Consider the following 16,075-nt stretch of genomic DNA (forward strand, 5'->3'; position numbering starts at 1 on the left):
GCGCCAACACGCCATGGCACCGTTACCTTGTTCACCGCGCTGGATTATCTTCAGGCACGCTTGATCAGTTTCATCGAGCGCCAACACCGGCATCAGGAACGGCTGGAATATCTCAAAAAAATCAATCGCGAAACGCCCAAGCAGCTCCAATTGCATCTGATCGTGGACAACTACGCCACGCACAAACACCCGAAAGTGAAGGCCTGGATTGAAAAGCACAAGCGCTTCCAAATGCATTTCACCCCGACCTCCAGTTCGTGGATGAACATGGTTGAACGCTTCTTTCGCGATATCACGGTGTACCTGCGTGACGGCAGCTTCAGTTCGGTTCGCGAACTGGAAAGCTCGATCACCACGTTTCTGGCACTGCGAAAAGCGCAGCGGACTCGCTACGTCTGGAACGCTAAAGGGGAAGAAATTTTGAACAAAATACAGCGAGCCCGTGAGGCAATGGCCTCACTGGCATGAGGAGCTTTTTTTGTGAGACAGCACACTAGAAGTTGCCAGATGCACGGATGAAAGCGTCATCCAGATTTTCTGCACTAAAGTAATCTATAAACTCCTCGCTGTGAGTAAACTGTTTGAAGCTATAGTTGCTAATCATATAAAATCGATCGCAGTTATACACAATTTCTTCGGTGTGATGGGATGAAACTAACACAGCAACTCCCTCTTTTGCTGCTCCGTGCAAGCACTTCCAAATGTAATGCCGAAACTCAGGGTCAACGCCAGCAGTGGGTTCGTCAAGAATTATGAAGTCGGCACCTAAAGTTAGTAATGCCAGAGTGAAAAACCAACGTTTTTCGCCATAACTGCAAGTTGATGATTTTTTATTCCATATGCGTTTATAGCGTTCGACGATCTCTGGGCACCAGGCTTGAAGTTTTTCAAGTGATTGGTCTTGTAAGTTTTTTTCTGACGAGCAAAGTAGGGTGGTGATGTTGAAGATGTCAAACATTCGAAGTGTGTGTGGTGTGGTGATAGTTTGCGATAGATAAACTTGGTTTTGGAAAGTGTTAGTGATTTCAGGGTTTTTCTTACGTGGTATATCACAAATTATATCAAAAAATGTTGTCTTTCCACTGCCGTTCGGCCCTAACAAGCCAACAATATCTCCTGGATTTATATTCATAGAGGCATTGATGAATAGAGGATCTTTTGAGTGGCTGAATGTCAGGTTGTTGACGTTTAATGAGTGCATTAGTAGCGACTCCAAATCGGATTTATTCTTAGGTGGCGAAGGGTAATAAAAAAAGCACAGGTGAAAAATGATAATATCAAAACAGCTGTTTGAGGGCGCTGCCAAAGTCCCTTGGACATAATTTCACTAGCAATCCATAAAGGGTTTAATAGTTGAATAAAACTATCCGATTGTAGTTGTGCACTGATCCCGTATATGCCAGAAATTAACATTGCGAAAGAGATAATCGAAAATAATGTGTTTGCAGTCTGAAAGCCGGTAGGAAGTAGCGTCAATAGCAGTGCTGGGATACTGAATAAAAGAAAGCAAAAGTAAAAGCTGGCCATTATCAGGAAAACTTCGTTTGTGTTGGGGGAGCCAAAAGCCAAGCGTGTTAGGCAGTAAAAAACTGAACAGTAGAGTATTGATATAAGTGAGTAAGATATGAATTTTGCTAGAAGAAAAATCAGTTTTCCTTCAGGTTTGTAAATGAAGGATCGGGTAAATCCACTTTCCCTTCGGCCGATAATGTAAAAGCTCAAGCCGAAAAATGCCACATTTGAGGAGATGTAAGCATAAAACCAAGAAGTGGACTCGATATAATTTAAGTTATAGGGTGGTATTTGGCCTCTGGAATAATTTAGTAAATAAAATACTGCGCTAGGGGATAAGAGTGTCCAGAAAAAAGCGGTGGGTTCTTTTAGTTGCTCTTTTGTGAAAATCAAGGCGAGTTTTGACGCTCGGTAAGTGATTTCGTTAGACATTTTTTTGCTCTCTTTAAGGGAAGGGGACCATGGAGCTTTTGCGATCGCTGTATATTTCATGTCTAAAACTGCTGGCGTAAGTGTTGTCTATGTTTATGTTTTTGGAGTTGTTCATGTGCAAAAATAGATCAGTAGAGACGTATTTTGTTAGGTAATAGTTATTGTTGTCGATTTTTGTGGTTTTTATATATATGTATCCTGTGATATCAAATGCATGAAGTGAGCGTAACAGGCCGCGGATGCTAAATTCTGATGAGGGAGAAGACTGCATAATATTTGAATATTCGACTTCAGTAATGGTTTGATAGGTTTGGAATGAGTTGCAGTTTAAAAAGTGTTTGAGGTACGGGTCTTCTATGTCGCTATTTTTTCTCTGATTTGCACCATGTAAGTCCATGAAGCGGTAGGTTTGCCATAGCTCCAGGATCGATTTGTCGATTGCTTCTTCCACTGTTGCTGCATACGCCATGCCGGCGCAATATTTAACATGCCTTACGGAGTCGCTGTTCCCATATACTGTAAGTACACTTTTTCCAGGAAAATGTTGATCCGAAATATCGATGATGGTTAAATTTCCAGACAGGCGCAGGTAATGATAAAGATTGAAAGAGCTAAATTTTTTTAGTTTGTTGATAGCTTCTTCGTTAGTGATAATTCGGTTGCATTTTTTAGTCAGCCAGAACTTGGCAAGAAACTGTCTTTCAAGTTGTTCTTTTAAAGATCCAAGAATCGCAAGAGTAGGGTCAGAATGAAAACAGCAGCCGCAGGTGTCTCGCAGTGGGTATATAAGTGAGTCGCTTTCTATGTTGTGCGCGCTGAGGGATATGCAGGCGCTTGGAATGTAGCAACTTGAAAAGTCGGAGGTGCGACAGACTTTTGTCAGATTGAAAGTGTGTGATCGGATTTCTTTTTTTGTTGTCTTTTGGATTGCTGTTTGGACGAAAGCAGTGGTGAATTTTTCTACGTCTTTCGGGGGCAATACGCTATCTAATGTTCCAGACGTTTCCGGCCAGATCTCCATGTAGAAATGCCTACGTTCAAAGTACTCGCCGAACGCAGCACGCGTTGCACTGCTGTCGCAGCCTATACCTGAACCTCCATTGTTCCAATGGTCATTAATTTCCACAGATTTTGGCATGCTTAAAAGACCGGGTGGCTGTAAAACTATTTTAGTAGGTAAAGATGCGATATTGTTATTGTTGTATATGTTCATGCAGATTCGCCTATCAAATGGACGCACATAGGTAGGAATAGTCCAGGATTTAAACCGATCGATTTACATATCATTGTGTCGGTGTATGCTGACCAAAGGCGATTACTCAATCCTAATTTTTTGCATTGAAGATCAATTAGTGTATAAATTGATCCTGCTTCCATTAGGGCCATGCGGTAACCTCGATACCGGTATTTGAAAAAAGTTTTTGGCAGATAGGCTATATAAATTATGGCAATGCTTGGTGTGCCAATTGTATTTGAGGCTGAAAATATCGCGGTGATAAGGTTATCTATATTTTGCGAGTCTTGAATGACTTCAAATTTTCTCGATTGAGGTAATAGATGCAGGATTTTCTCGCGGCAGGGCCATGGTTGTTCGTGTGTTAATGAACATATAAAAACCTCAATCGGATATAAGGCGCCTCCGCTAGGGTATCCTCGTTTGTGACTGTTTGAATTGGCGGAAATTAATGGATTTATTAATTCCTTAATAGTATCGAAGGGTATAGATCTGCGTGCGAATATTTCGCATGATTCATTTCGAGTTAGATTAGAGTCCACATCCTTGTCTATTTTTAATGGGAAACATAACTCCATGTCCGGGTATATTCTTAATTCGTTGCCGGTCAGCTCATCTAGGTTGCTGGCGTTTATAAAATGAAGTGCTGCTGAGTTTTTAAAAGCCTCATGTATTGTAAAGTTCCCCTTTGCATGGAATTGAATAGTTTGATCGTATGCAAGAGGGTCTATGAACCTCAGGTAGTAATCATGAGGTAATTTTTTCATGGGGTAGCCCTTAAGCAGTCACACATACACCAGTGTGCAGTACAGCATTCTTCGATTTTTCCATTGTTCAGTGATAGGGTGGTTTCTTGAAGAATGTTGTCTTGGTATCGATAGGTGTTGCTCTTGCCAGTTATCAATTTGATTTTTTGTATCAGTGCTCCGACAACTAGTGCTTTCTGATACATAGATAATGGCGGAGCAGGGGTGAATGTTTTTTTGCTGCGACAGAAATCTAGTAGGCGAGACCACGAGTTAGAGCTGGGGTGGTAGGTTTCATTTTCAATCAGCCGATCTATCGTACAAAAATGGCAAGGACTTCCTATTTTTGGCAGATAAGGTTGGCTAATAATAAAATGATTGCCTGCTGTGTAGGCGACGCTTATGGCGCTTTCAGGATGATCTGTCGACAATTTAAAGTAATGTTCTTTTATTTTTTTGTAATCGTAATCTTTACACAGTAATAAAAAGAAATTTTTAGCGTTGAGTTCTAGGTTCAGGTTTGATTCTGAAATTTGGCTGACGACAACAGCCTCAGGGAGTTCGCTACTTATTAGTAGCTTCAGTTCGTCATGATTTTCCCAGTCATGGATCACGAATGTTTTTTTGAAGTAGGCAGGCTCTTTTTCTGCGTCGAGTCCTAATAGCGTCTTCAGTGATAGGTAGGCATCGCCTTTGTCAAGGTTATGTTCGTGAAACAGCTTATAAAGCTCATCTTCTGTAATCGTTTTTTTGTCTTTTAACTTAGCGATTACTTTGAGCAGAGTGGGTGAATTTACTCGGGCCACTCCTTTCTCGGAAATCAAGATGTTTTGGCTCTCAAAATTTAGAATGTTGTAATTATGTATTTTTAAATTCATGATGGCTCCGTCGAGGTCTTTCCGCTGTTAAACGGAAAAACCTCTTTTTCAACGCTCGTTAAATTTATTGTTCAGTGGATGACCCGTCGATGTGTCGTGTAACAGCGTTGCCGCCGGATCCCTCTGAACCACCACTACCGCCGCTGCAACCACCGCCGCCTCCGCAACCGCCACTTCCTCCACATCCCCCTGCGCCGCCTGAACCACCAGCGATTTGAGGGGTTGAATTTTCGCCAAATTCACTTTTGAAACTAAGGAGCATGTCAATCATGTTTTCGTCTTTCATTTTTAACTCCATCCTGGAAAGAAATCACTTTTAGGTAAGTGACGTTAAAGGTTTAGTTTTTTGTGTTCTGGATTGCAAGTTTGGTTTTTTTTGGGCGTAGGAATGCTCCCACTGCAAGAAGTAATTATTCCGGCTCATGATGTTAATGATGCTTACTTTGTAAGTTTTCCTAGTAAACGATTAATAGTCGGTGGGCAGGGCAGGGCATTGCGTTTCGTTGTTGGCAATAATGTCTGGGAAGGAAGAAGGCTTTTTGTTTAAGAAGTTGGGAGGAATAATCTGAGGATGGATGTGGTTCGTTTCTGAAATGTTTGTAGGACGGTTTTCATTGTTATCCGGTCATGCGTTAGGATTTTCGACGAACGGTTAATTTATCCAAAGGACTATCACGAAACAGAAGAGAATCAGCGATATCTTTTGCTTCTTCCATTGTTCGCTTTGGTGCTCCCACGCTAGGCGTGGGAGACAAATAAAGCGCTGCCAACACTACAGCTTCACAATCACCGGCGGCATCGTGCTCGGCGGTTCTTCCCGGGGTGGTGCGGTGGTGCCGGGCGGATCTTGCTCGGGCACGGGTTGTGGCTCGGTCGGTGGAATGACCGGGCTGTCGATGTTTGGATCAGGCGTTTCGGCAGGGATTGGAATACTCATTATCAAGCCTCCAGTGGCACATGGCGTAAGTCGTGCTTAAGTGAATTGACCTACTGATGCGGGAATTGATTCCCCGCGACCGCTTGAGCAATTCCCTCTGAACTTTTAGCCCGCCCGGTGGCTCCCAACCTAAGTGAATCTATCCAGGGAACACCCGGTACAAGAGCGTCCATGGGGCGTAAAGGAGAGATGCTCGATGACTGCCGCAAAACCGACAGAGCTCAATTACAACCCTCACATGCCGCTGTCGCAGGCGTTACTGCTACCGCGAATCGCAATTGAAAACACCCAGCCGACCCTTGATGGCGGACAGTTCGCCGTCAAATCCGTCGTAGGTCAGGACGTGGTGGTGACCAGCAAAGTGTTTGCCGACGGCCATGACAAGCTGGCTGTGCGGGTGCGCTGGCGGTCCGAAGGTGACGGCGTCTGGCAAAGCGAAGTCATGGCGGACCTGGGCAATAACGGTTGGCAAGGCCAGTTCCGTGTAGAAAGTCAGGGCCGCTATCTGTTCTGCATCGAAGCCTGGATCGATCAGTTCGCCAGCTTCTGTTACGAGCTGGAGAAGAAGCACGCCGCGCGTGTCCCCGTCAGTCTGGAATTGCAGGAAGGACGCACTCAGGTCCAGCAGGCGGCCGAGCGCAGCGAAGGGGCGTTGAGTGAACAACTGACGGCGCTGCACCATGAGTTGTCCGGCCTGCTCGAAAACGAGCAGGTGGCCCTGTTTCTGCACCAACGTAGCGCCGAGCTGATGGCGCAGGTCGATCACCACGCTTTTGTGAGCCTGAGCCCGGAATACCCGTTGGATGTCGAGCGGGAGCTGGCGCAGTTCGCCAGTTGGTATGAACTGTTTCCGCGCTCGATCACCGATGATCCGGCCCGTCACGGCACCTTCAATGATGTGCACGCGCGGTTGCCGATGATTCAGGACATGGGGTTCGACGTCCTGTATTTTCCGCCGATCCACCCCATCGGCCGCAGTTTCCGCAAAGGCCCGAACAATTCCCTGACCGCAGGACCCGACGATCCCGGCAGCCCCTATGCGATTGGCAGCGAAGAGGGCGGGCATGAGGCGATTCACTCGCAGCTTGGCACCCGCGAAGATTTTCGCCGGCTGGTCGCGACGGCGGCGGACTACGGGATTGAAATCGCCCTCGACTTTGCCATTCAGTGTTCCCAGGACCATCCCTGGCTGCGACAGCACCCGGGCTGGTTCAACTGGCGGCCGGACGGCACGATCAAATACGCCGAGAACCCGCCAAAAAAATACCAGGACATTGTCAACGTCGACTTCTATGCGACCGAGGCCATTCCGAGCCTGTGGGTCGAGTTGCGCGACATCGTGGTCGGTTGGGTCGAAGAGGGCGTGAAGATCTTTCGCGTCGACAACCCGCACACCAAACCCCTGCCATTCTGGCAATGGCTGATTGCCGATGTGCGAGCGCTGTACCCGGAGGTGATCTTCCTCGCCGAAGCCTTTACCACCCCGGCGATGATGGCGCGGCTGGGCAAGGTCGGATATTCGCAGAGCTACACCTATTTCACCTGGCGCAACACCAAGCATGAGCTGGCGACGTATTTCACCGAGCTTAATGAGTCGCCGTGGCGCGAATGTTACCGGCCGAACTTCTTCGTCAACACCCCGGACATCAATCCGGCCTTCCTGCATGAGTCCGGGCGCGCGGGCTTTTTGATTCGCGCGGCGCTGGCGACCATGGGCTCTGGGCTGTGGGGTATGTACTCGGGCTTTGAACTGTGTGAATCGGCGCCGATCCCGGGCAAAGAGGAATACCTCGACTCCGAGAAGTACGAAATCCGCCCACGGGACTTCAACGCGCCGGGCAACATCATTGCCGAGATCGCCCAGCTCAACCGCATCCGCCGGCAGAACCCGGCCCTGCACACGCACTTGGGCTTGAAGGTCTACAACGCGTGGAACGACAACATTCTGTACTTCGGCAAACGCAGTGCGGACGGCAGCAACTTCATTCTGGTGGCTGTCAGCCTCGATCCGCATAACGTCCAGGAAGCCAATTTCGAATTGCCGTTATGGGAAATGGGCTTGCCCGACGACGCCAGCACCCAGGGCGAAGACTTGATGAACGGCCACCGCTGGACCTGGTATGGCAAGTATCAGTTCATGCGCATTGATCCGGCGTATCAACCGTTCGGGATCTGGCGGATTACTGTTTAACACGATCGTCCCCACGCTCTGCGTGGGAATGCAGCCCGGGACGCTCCGCGTCCCCTCCAGAGCCGAACGCGGAGCGTCCGTAGAGGCATTCCCACGCAGAGAGTGGGAACGATCATCAACAGGAGTTTCAAATGGCGAAGAAACCCAAGGCAGCCACCTTCATCAAGGACCCGCTCTGGTACAAGGACGCGGTGATCTATCAGGTTCACGTCAAATCGTTTTTCGACTCCAACAATGACGGGATCGGCGACTTTCCCGGCTTGATCGCCAAGCTCGACTACATCGCCGACCTCGGCGTCAATACCATCTGGCTGTTGCCGTTCTATCCCTCGCCACGCCGTGACGACGGTTACGACATCGCCGAGTACCGTGGCGTGCACGCCGACTACGGCACGATGGCCGACGCCAAGCGCTTCATTGCCGAGGCGCACAAGCGTGGCCTGCGGGTGATCACCGAGCTGGTCATCAATCACACTTCGGACCAACACGCCTGGTTCCAGCGCGCGCGCAAGGCCAAACCCGGTTCGGCGGCGCGGGACTTCTACGTCTGGTCCGATGACGATCAAAAGTACGACGGTACGCGCATCATCTTTCTCGACACCGAAAAATCCAACTGGACCTGGGACCCGGTGGCCGGCCAGTACTTCTGGCACCGTTTCTACTCCCACCAGCCGGACCTGAACTTCGATAACCCACAGGTCATGAAAGCCGTGCTCTCGGTGATGCGCTACTGGCTAGACATGGGCATCGACGGTTTGCGGCTGGACGCCATCCCGTACCTGATCGAACGGGACGGTACCAACAACGAAAACCTTCCCGAGACCCATGACGTCCTCAAGCAGATCCGCGCCGAGATCGACGCCAATTACCCCGACCGCATGCTGTTGGCCGAAGCCAATCAATGGCCGGAAGACACGCAACTGTACTTTGGTGACACCGACAAAAAGGGCTTGAACGGCGACGAGTGCCACATGGCTTTTCACTTTCCGTTGATGCCGCGCATGTACATGGCGTTGGCCCAGGAGGATCGCTTCCCGATCACCGACATCCTGCGCCAGACCCCGGAGATCCCGGCCAATTGTCAGTGGGCGATTTTCCTGCGCAATCACGATGAACTGACCCTGGAAATGGTCACCGACAAGGAACGCGACTACCTGTGGAATTACTACGCGGCCGACCGTCGGGCGCGGATCAACCTGGGGATTCGCCGCCGACTGGCGCCCCTGGTAGAGCGTGATCGGCGTCGGGTGGAGCTGCTCAACAGTTTGCTGCTGTCGATGCCTGGCACGCCGACCCTGTATTACGGCGATGAAATCGGCATGGGCGACAACATCTACCTCGGTGACCGAGATGGCGTGCGCACGCCGATGCAGTGGTCGATTGACCGTAACGGCGGGTTCTCGCGCGCCGACCCGGCCAGCCTGGTGCTGCCACCGATCATGGACCCGCAATACGGTTACCTGTCGGTCAACGTCGAGACCCAGGCGGGTGATCCGCATTCGCTGCTCAACTGGACCCGGCGCATGCTGGCCGTGCGCAAACAGTCCAAGGCGTTCGGGCGCGGCACACTGAAAATGCTCTCGCCGAGCAACCGGCGAATTCTGGCTTACACCCGTGAATTCACCGGGGCCGATGGCAAGCACGAAATCATCCTGTGCGTGGCCAACGTCTCGCGCAGCGCACAAGCGGCGGAACTCGACCTGTCGGCGTACGTCGGCATGGTGCCGGTGGAGATGCTCGGTGGTAACGCTTTCCCACCGATTGGCCAGTTGAATTTCCTCCTGACCCTGGCGCCTTACGGCTTCTATTGGTTCGGACTCGCAGCGGAAAACCAGATGCCAGCCTGGCACGTGGAACCGGCGCAAAGCCTGCCGGACTTCACCACGCTGGTGTTGAAACAACGCATGGAAGAACTGCTCGAAACGCCGTCCCGTGGCACGCTGGAGCAGGGCATTCTGCCGAGCTGGTTGCAGAATCGCCGCTGGTTCGCCGGCAAGGACGCGGCCATCGAACAGGTCAACCTGGCCTACGGCGTGCGTTTCGGCGATCCGCTGCACCCAGTGCTGTTGAGCGAGATTGAAGTCACCAGCGCAGGCCAGACCCACCGCTATCAGCTGCCATTCGGCTTTATTCCCGAAGATCAGGTCGGCGCAGCGTTGCCTCAGCAATTGGCCTTGTCGCGGGTGCGCCGTGGACGTCAGGTAGGTTTGATCACCGATGCCTTCAGCCTCGAACCCTTTATCCATGCCGTATTGCAAGGCATGCAGAACAACACCGTGTTGCCGTCGAGCGCAGGTGAAATCCGTTTTGAGCCCACGGCAGAACTGGCAAAACTAGGGCTGACGCAAGAGTCGCCTGTGCGTTACCTGTCCGCCGAGCAATCCAACAGTTCGGTGGTGATCGGCAACAGCCTGGTGCTCAAACTGATCCGCAAACTCGCCTCGGGCGTACACCCGGAACTGGAAATGAGTGCCTGCCTGACTAATGCCGGCTTCCGCAATATTTCCCCGCTATTGGGCTCGGTGGTGCGCCGCGATGAGCACGGCGAAGACACCTTGTTGATGATCGCTCAAGGCTATTTGAGCAATCAGGGCGATGCCTGGGAATGGACCCAGAACAACCTCGAACGCGCGCTGCGAGACGAGATGGCCGATGCCATGTCCGAACAGGAACAGCACTACAACGCACTCGGTGAGTTGAAGGATTTTGCCGGCATGCTGGGCCAGCGTCTGGGGGAAATGCATCAAGTGCTGGCCGCTCCGAGCAAAGACCCGGACTTCGCCCCGCAGGTCACCACGCAGAAAGAGGCACAGGCCTCGGCCAAGGACGTGGCGGCGCAACTGGAGCACGCACTGAAGTTGCTCAAGCAGCACCAAAACCAACTGAGCCCTGCGGATAACGCTTTGGTCAGTCGTCTGCTGGACCAGAAAAAAACCATCCTCAGTCATGTGCAGGAACTCGGCAAGAAAGCGGCGGGAGGTTTGCGCATCCGTGTCCACGGCGACTTGCACCTGGGCCAGGTGTTGGTGATCAAGGGCGATGCCTACCTGATCGATTTCGAGGGCGAGCCGGCGCGGCCTTTGCACGAACGACGGGGCAAGCACAGCCCGTACAAGGACGTCAGCGGGGTGTTGCGTTCTTTCGATTACGCCGCCGCGATGACGATCAATGTGCATAACGTCGACAACACGGCCGAGGCCCAGGCTGCCCGCGAACGGGTTGCCGAGCGCTACCTGATTGAAGCAAAACAGGCATTTGTTGACGCTTATCGGCTAGCGGCAGCTAGTCTTGCTCATGCGTGGCAAGATCCGGAAGGCGAGGATGCCGCGCTAGCGTTGTTCGGTCTGGAGAAGGCGGCCTATGAAGTGGCGTATGAGGCCGAAAATCGACCCACTTGGCTGCCGGTGCCCCTGCACGGCTTGTATGGATTATTGAGTGGGCTTAAACCCTTTTCCGATCTTGGTGGAGAGTAGTCATGAGTTTCTCGAACAAGGAACAGGGTCACGCTAAAGAGGCGCTGCTGCCCAGAGCGCGGGATATCGACGCGTTGGTGCGCGCCGAACATCACGACCCTTTTGCAATTCTGGGGCCCCATGGCGATGGCGATGGCGATGGCGATGGCGATGGCGATGGCGCCGACGGGCAATTCATTCGAGCTTATTTGCCTGACGCGTTGAGCGTACAGGTGTTGGCCAAGGACTCCGGGGAAGAACTCGGTCAGCTGGAAGCCACCCAGACGCCGGGGCTGTTTGTCGGGCACTTCGATCGGGCCCAGCCCTATCTGCTGCGCACCCGGTGGGCCGGCGGCGAACAAGTCAGCGAAGACCCCTACAGCTTTGGCCCGCTGCTCGGCGAAATGGACTTGTACCTGTTCGCCGAAGGCAATCACCGCGACCTCAGCAGTTGCCTCGGTGCGCAGCTGAAAACGGTCGAGGGTGTGGACGGCGTGCGTTTCGCCGTGTGGGCGCCCAACGCCAAGCGCGTATCGGTAGTCGGTGATTTCAACAATTGGGACGGTCGCCGCCATCCGATGCGTTTGCGCCATCCGACCGGGGTCTGGGAACTGTTCATCCCGCGCATGCAAGCGGGTGAGGCGTATAAATACGAAATCCTCGGTACCCACGGTATTTTGCCGCTCAAGGCTGACCCGATGGCGCTGGCCACCACCTTGCCGCCGGACACTGCCTCCAAAGTCGCCTCACCGCTGACCATCGACTGGCAGGATCAGGCGTGGATGCAATCCCGTGGCGAACGTCAGCGAGCCACCGCGCCGCTGTCGATCTACGAATTGCACGCCGGCTCGTGGCAATGTGAGCTGGACGATCTTGGCGAAGTCGCCCGCCAGTACACCTGGCACGAGTTGGGTGAACGGCTGATTCCCTATGTGAAGGATTTGGGTTTCACCCACATTGAACTGATGCCGATCATGGAACACCCGTTCGGTGGCTCGTGGGGCTATCAGCTGCTGTCGCAATTTGCCCCGAGCGCCCGTTACGGTTCACCGGATGATTTTGCCGCCTTCGTCAACGCCTGCCACCAGGCGGAAATCGGTGTGATTCTCGATTGGGTGCCGGCGCATTTCCCGACCGATACCCACGGACTGGCGCAATTCGACGGCACGGCGCTGTACGAATATGGCAACCCGCTGGAAGGTTTTCATCAGGACTGGGACACGCTCATCTACAACCTGGGCCGCACCGAAGTGCACGGTTACATGCTGGCGTCGGGGCTGCACTGGCTCAAGCATTTCCATGTCGATGGCCTGCGCGTCGATGCCGTGGCGTCGATGCTCTATCGCGATTATTCGCGCAAGGCCGGCGAATGGGTGCCAAACCGTCATGGCGGTCGGGAAAACCTCGAAGCCATCGACTTTTTGCGCCACCTCAACGACGTGGTCGCGCTGGAGGCGCCCGGTGCGCTGGTCATCGCCGAAGAGTCCACGGCATGGCCGGGTGTCAGCCAGAGCACGCAACAGGGCGGATTGGGTTTTGCCTACAAATGGAACATGGGCTGGATGCACGATTCGCTGCATTACATCCAGCAGGATCCGGTGTACCGCGCCCATCACCACAACGAACTGAGTTTTGGCCTGGTGTACGCCTGGTCCGAGCGTTTCATCCTGCCGATTTCCCACGATGAAGTGGTGCACGGCAAGCATTCGCTGATCGACAAGATGCCCGGCGACCGCTGGCAGAAGTTTGCCAATTTGCGCGCTTACCTGAGTTTTATGTGGACGCACCCGGGCAAGAAGCTGTTGTTCATGGGCTGCGAATTCGGTCAGTGGCGCGAATGGAACCACGATCAGCAACTGGACTGGTACTTGCTGCAATACTCCGAGCACAAAGGGGTGCAAAAACTGGTCGGTGACCTCAATCGGCTGTACCGCGAAGAACCGGCGCTGCACGAACAGGACGATGCCCCGCAAGGCTTCCAGTGGCTGATCGGCGACGATGCGATCAACAGCGTTTATGCGTGGCTGCGCTGGAGCAAGGAGGGGCGGCCGGTCCTGGTCGTGGCCAACTTCACCCCGGTGCCGCGGGAGGGGTATCGCGTCGGCGTGCCGTTTGCCGGGCGCTGGACCGAGGTGATCAACAGCGATGCGGCCATGTATGCCGGTTCCAACTATGGCAACAGTGGCGGGGCATTGACCGAAGAGGCACCGAGCCATGGGCAGGCGCTGTCGCTGGTGCTGAACCTGCCACCGCTGGCGGTGTTGATCTTGCGGCCGGAGGGTTGAGCTGACACCGGGTTGCCCCCATCGCGAGCAGGCTCGCTCCCACATTTGGAATGCATTCCATTGTAGGAGTGAGCCTGCTCGCGATAGCTTCATACCGGACAAAACAAGTCTTGAAGGCAGACACTCACCACCGCATCCGCACCCCCAAACTCCCAATCAACCCATTCAAATCATTGTCATCCACATCACTGCTGTAATCCGCGCTGACGTACAAACTCACGGTGGGCGTAACTCTGGCCACCAACCCCAGACCCACTTCGACCGTCGACGATTTACGACTGCTGCTGATCTTGTCGACCTGATCGAGGGTCACGGTGCCGCCGGTGTTCACGGTGTGCCACAAGTTGGTTCGCACGTAGGGTTCGACGCCCAGGCCATTGATGTCGTAACTGCCTTTCAATCGGGCGCCGACTCGGCCGCTCCAGGACGTCAGCTCACTCGATGATGCATTCCCAGAACCGGCATACGGCGTATCCAGCGAAATGCGCTGATTGATCAACTGCGCCTGGGGTTCGACCACCCAGTTCTCGCTCAGGCCAATCGGGAAACCGCCTTCCACCGACAATGTCATCGCCGTGCCTTCAGTGGCCTGCCGCGCGCCCTGGTCGTTACGGCTGAAGCCATTGACCCGGCCACCGCTGGCGGTCAAATCCACATGCCAGCCTTGAGGGCCGGTCAGGCTCCAGTAAGCGCCGAGGCTCTGGCCTTGAAGGTTGAGAGTGTCTTGATCGGGGTCGGCCAAGGCTGGATGGGCCAGCAAGCCGTTGCCATTGTCTTGTAAGTGGATGGTGCCGCCGATCAGCCCGACCTTTTGGGTATGCCCGCTACCGCTCTGCAAGGTGAGGATTGCCGGGCCTTTGAATTCTGTAGTGCCAGGGATCGAAGATCCCAGTGACAGATAATCGGTCTGCGCTTGTCGCGACGCTTTACCGTACACCTGATCCCAGGCTGAAGGCGCTTCGTCTTCAATGGTCAGGTGTGAGCTGGTTGTATCGGAGGCAGCACCAAAATGGCCGGGGTAGGGGGCGGTGATACTCGTGGGTGGCAAGGTGAAGGCCGGGACATCCTGGCGATACCATGGAGCGATTTCTTCTTCCGTCGGCCCCGCCTGGGTCTCCAGGGTCGAGCACAACAAGATGGAGCCGGTAACAGTGCAAAAAGTGACTTTTATCTCATGTTGGGTGAATGACGTTTTCATGGAGGTCTACCTTGTAATCGCATGGAGTCTCTCGCTGTGGCGTCTCTCCTACCCCGAGTGAGGGGCGACCGAATGGATTAGGGGCACGCCTTTGGGCGCCCGTATTTGGCGGGTGTCTGGGGGTGTCCCCTGATGTTACTTCGGGGGTAGTAAAGTTTAGCTAAGAGGAACGCTGACAGCGCGTCAAGAAAACGTGCGATAGATGGTAGGGGTATTTCAGGTGTTGAAAGTGACTGATTTACGACGCGACGTAAGGCTTTGTTTATTCGGCGATACGTCAAAAAAACCGCTATCCAGATCCTTTTTTTACTTAGCTGCTAGAGGTGCACTTCGACTGCCAACGGCAAATGATCCGACAAGTGCGTCCAGGGTTTATGACTGAGTATTCGCGGTTCATGGCTGCTGGCGTTGCGCAGGTAGATCCGGTCCAGGCGCAGCAAGGGAAAGCGGGCGGGATAGGTTTTGGCCGGGCGCCCGTTATGGCGTTCGAACGCTTCATGCAGGTCATCGCGACGGGCGAGGGCGGCGTTGCCTTGCAACTGCCAATCGTTGAAATCGCCGGCGATGATCACCGGGGCATCGTCGGGCAGGGATTCGAGCAGTTGGCAGAGCAACTGTAGCTGCAGCTGGCGATGACTTTCGAGCAGGCTCAGGTGCACACAAATCGCATGAACTTCAGCGTGCCCCGGCACCTCCAGCACGCAGTGCAGCAACCCACGGCGTTCGGGGCCCGTGATCGACACGTCAAGGTTACGAAATTCGCGGATCGGGTACTTCGACAGCAGCGCATTGCCGTGGTGGCCATCGGGGTAGACCGCATTGCGCCCATAGGCGAAATCGCTCCACATGCTGTCGGCGAGAAATTCGTATTGCGAGGTCTGCGGCCAGTTGTAGTAGCGGGAAGAATGCCGATCGTGTTCTCCCACCACTTCCTGGAGGAACACCAGATCCGCCGACGTACTGCGCACGGCCTCGCGCAGCTCCGGGAGGATGAAACGCCGGTTGAGGGCGGTAAAACCCTTGTGAGTGTTGACCGTCAGCACCTTCAGGCGCTGTGTCTTCGGGGTCGGATCGAGCATGGCCTGTTGCTCGGAATCGTTGGTCACGTGTGCGCCTCTGAATCTGGACTGCGTATGCATGCGACTGATGCTGCGGCGTGCAGTTCACAGCCATCACAATTTTGTAGCAGCTGCCGAGCCTGCGAGGCTGC

The 16,075-nt window shown here is 53.4% G+C and carries 13 protein-coding genes; 4 read left to right on the forward strand and 9 right to left on the reverse strand.

Annotated features, from left to right (window positions below; genetic code table 11):
• Positions 1 to 468: IS630 family transposase (locus PMI22_RS04355; RefSeq protein ID WP_007948456.1), on the forward strand; the 468-nt coding region annotated here is incomplete at its 5' end.
• A gap of 25 nt (positions 469 to 493) precedes the next feature.
• Here PMI22_RS04355 and PMI22_RS04350 read toward each other — a convergent pair.
• The 7 genes from PMI22_RS04350 to PMI22_RS31670 form a co-directional block, all read right to left on the reverse strand.
• Entirely contained in the window at positions 494 to 1,201 is a 708-nt protein-coding gene (locus tag PMI22_RS04350) for an ATP-binding cassette domain-containing protein (protein ID WP_007948457.1), read from the reverse strand.
• Positions 1,201 to 1,944, reverse strand: a complete 744-nt coding sequence (locus PMI22_RS30900) for a hypothetical protein (RefSeq protein WP_007948458.1) — start codon at positions 1,942 to 1,944, stop codon at positions 1,201 to 1,203. Before PMI22_RS30900 ends, PMI22_RS04350 begins: the two co-directional genes overlap by 1 nt.
• A 13-nt stretch (positions 1,945 to 1,957) precedes the next feature.
• Positions 1,958 to 3,157, reverse strand: coding sequence for a YcaO-like family protein (locus PMI22_RS04345; RefSeq protein WP_007948459.1), 1,200 nt, complete (start codon positions 3,155 to 3,157; stop codon positions 1,958 to 1,960).
• Positions 3,154 to 3,945 (reverse strand): SagB/ThcOx family dehydrogenase, encoded by a 792-nt coding sequence (locus tag PMI22_RS30905; protein WP_007948460.1) that lies wholly within the window; start codon positions 3,943 to 3,945, stop codon positions 3,154 to 3,156. Before PMI22_RS30905 ends, PMI22_RS04345 begins: the two co-directional genes overlap by 4 nt.
• Positions 3,942 to 4,802 (reverse strand): McbB family protein, encoded by an 861-nt coding sequence (locus tag PMI22_RS04340; protein ID WP_007948461.1) that lies wholly within the window; start codon positions 4,800 to 4,802, stop codon positions 3,942 to 3,944. Before PMI22_RS04340 ends, PMI22_RS30905 begins: the two co-directional genes overlap by 4 nt.
• A gap of 64 nt (positions 4,803 to 4,866) precedes the next feature.
• Positions 4,867 to 5,088, reverse strand: coding sequence for a hypothetical protein (locus PMI22_RS31730; protein WP_177323447.1), 222 nt, complete (start codon positions 5,086 to 5,088; stop codon positions 4,867 to 4,869).
• A 486-nt stretch (positions 5,089 to 5,574) separates the two neighbouring features.
• Complete coding sequence (locus tag PMI22_RS31670; RefSeq protein WP_007948462.1) at positions 5,575 to 5,739, reverse strand: hypothetical protein; 165 nt, start codon at positions 5,737 to 5,739, stop codon at positions 5,575 to 5,577.
• A 196-nt stretch (positions 5,740 to 5,935) separates the two neighbouring features.
• Here PMI22_RS31670 and PMI22_RS04335 point away from each other — a divergent pair, with 196 nt between their 5' ends.
• From PMI22_RS04335 to glgB, 3 genes are all read left to right on the forward strand, one after another.
• Positions 5,936 to 7,930 carry an alpha-1,4-glucan--maltose-1-phosphate maltosyltransferase gene (locus PMI22_RS04335; protein ID WP_007948463.1) on the forward strand — a complete coding sequence of 665 codons (1,995 nt, stop codon included), beginning with the start codon at positions 5,936 to 5,938 and terminating at the stop codon, positions 7,928 to 7,930.
• Between the two features lie 131 nt (positions 7,931 to 8,061).
• A complete protein-coding gene (gene treS / locus PMI22_RS04330) occupies positions 8,062 to 11,403 on the forward strand; it encodes a maltose alpha-D-glucosyltransferase (protein ID WP_007948464.1) in 3,342 nt (1,113 codons plus the stop codon).
• Positions 11,404 to 11,405: 2 nt separating this feature from the next.
• Positions 11,406 to 13,667, forward strand: coding sequence for a 1,4-alpha-glucan branching protein GlgB (gene glgB / locus PMI22_RS04325; RefSeq protein WP_007948465.1), 2,262 nt, complete (start codon positions 11,406 to 11,408; stop codon positions 13,665 to 13,667).
• 124 nt (positions 13,668 to 13,791) lie between these two features.
• On the opposite strand, the gene PMI22_RS04320 is transcribed toward glgB, so the two are convergent.
• Both PMI22_RS04320 and PMI22_RS04315 read right to left on the reverse strand, forming a co-directional pair.
• Positions 13,792 to 14,865 (reverse strand): autotransporter domain-containing protein, encoded by a 1,074-nt coding sequence (locus PMI22_RS04320; protein ID WP_007948466.1) that lies wholly within the window; start codon positions 14,863 to 14,865, stop codon positions 13,792 to 13,794.
• A gap of 317 nt (positions 14,866 to 15,182) precedes the next feature.
• Positions 15,183 to 15,944: an endonuclease/exonuclease/phosphatase family protein gene (locus PMI22_RS04315; RefSeq protein WP_405046853.1), complete on the reverse strand. Its 762-nt coding sequence runs from the start codon at positions 15,942 to 15,944 to the stop codon at positions 15,183 to 15,185.
• Positions 15,945 to 16,075: the final 131 nt, after the last annotated feature.

Origin of the sequence: Pseudomonas sp. GM21 (assembly GCF_000282215.1) — a bacterium.
GTDB lineage: Bacteria > Pseudomonadota > Gammaproteobacteria > Pseudomonadales > Pseudomonadaceae > Aquipseudomonas.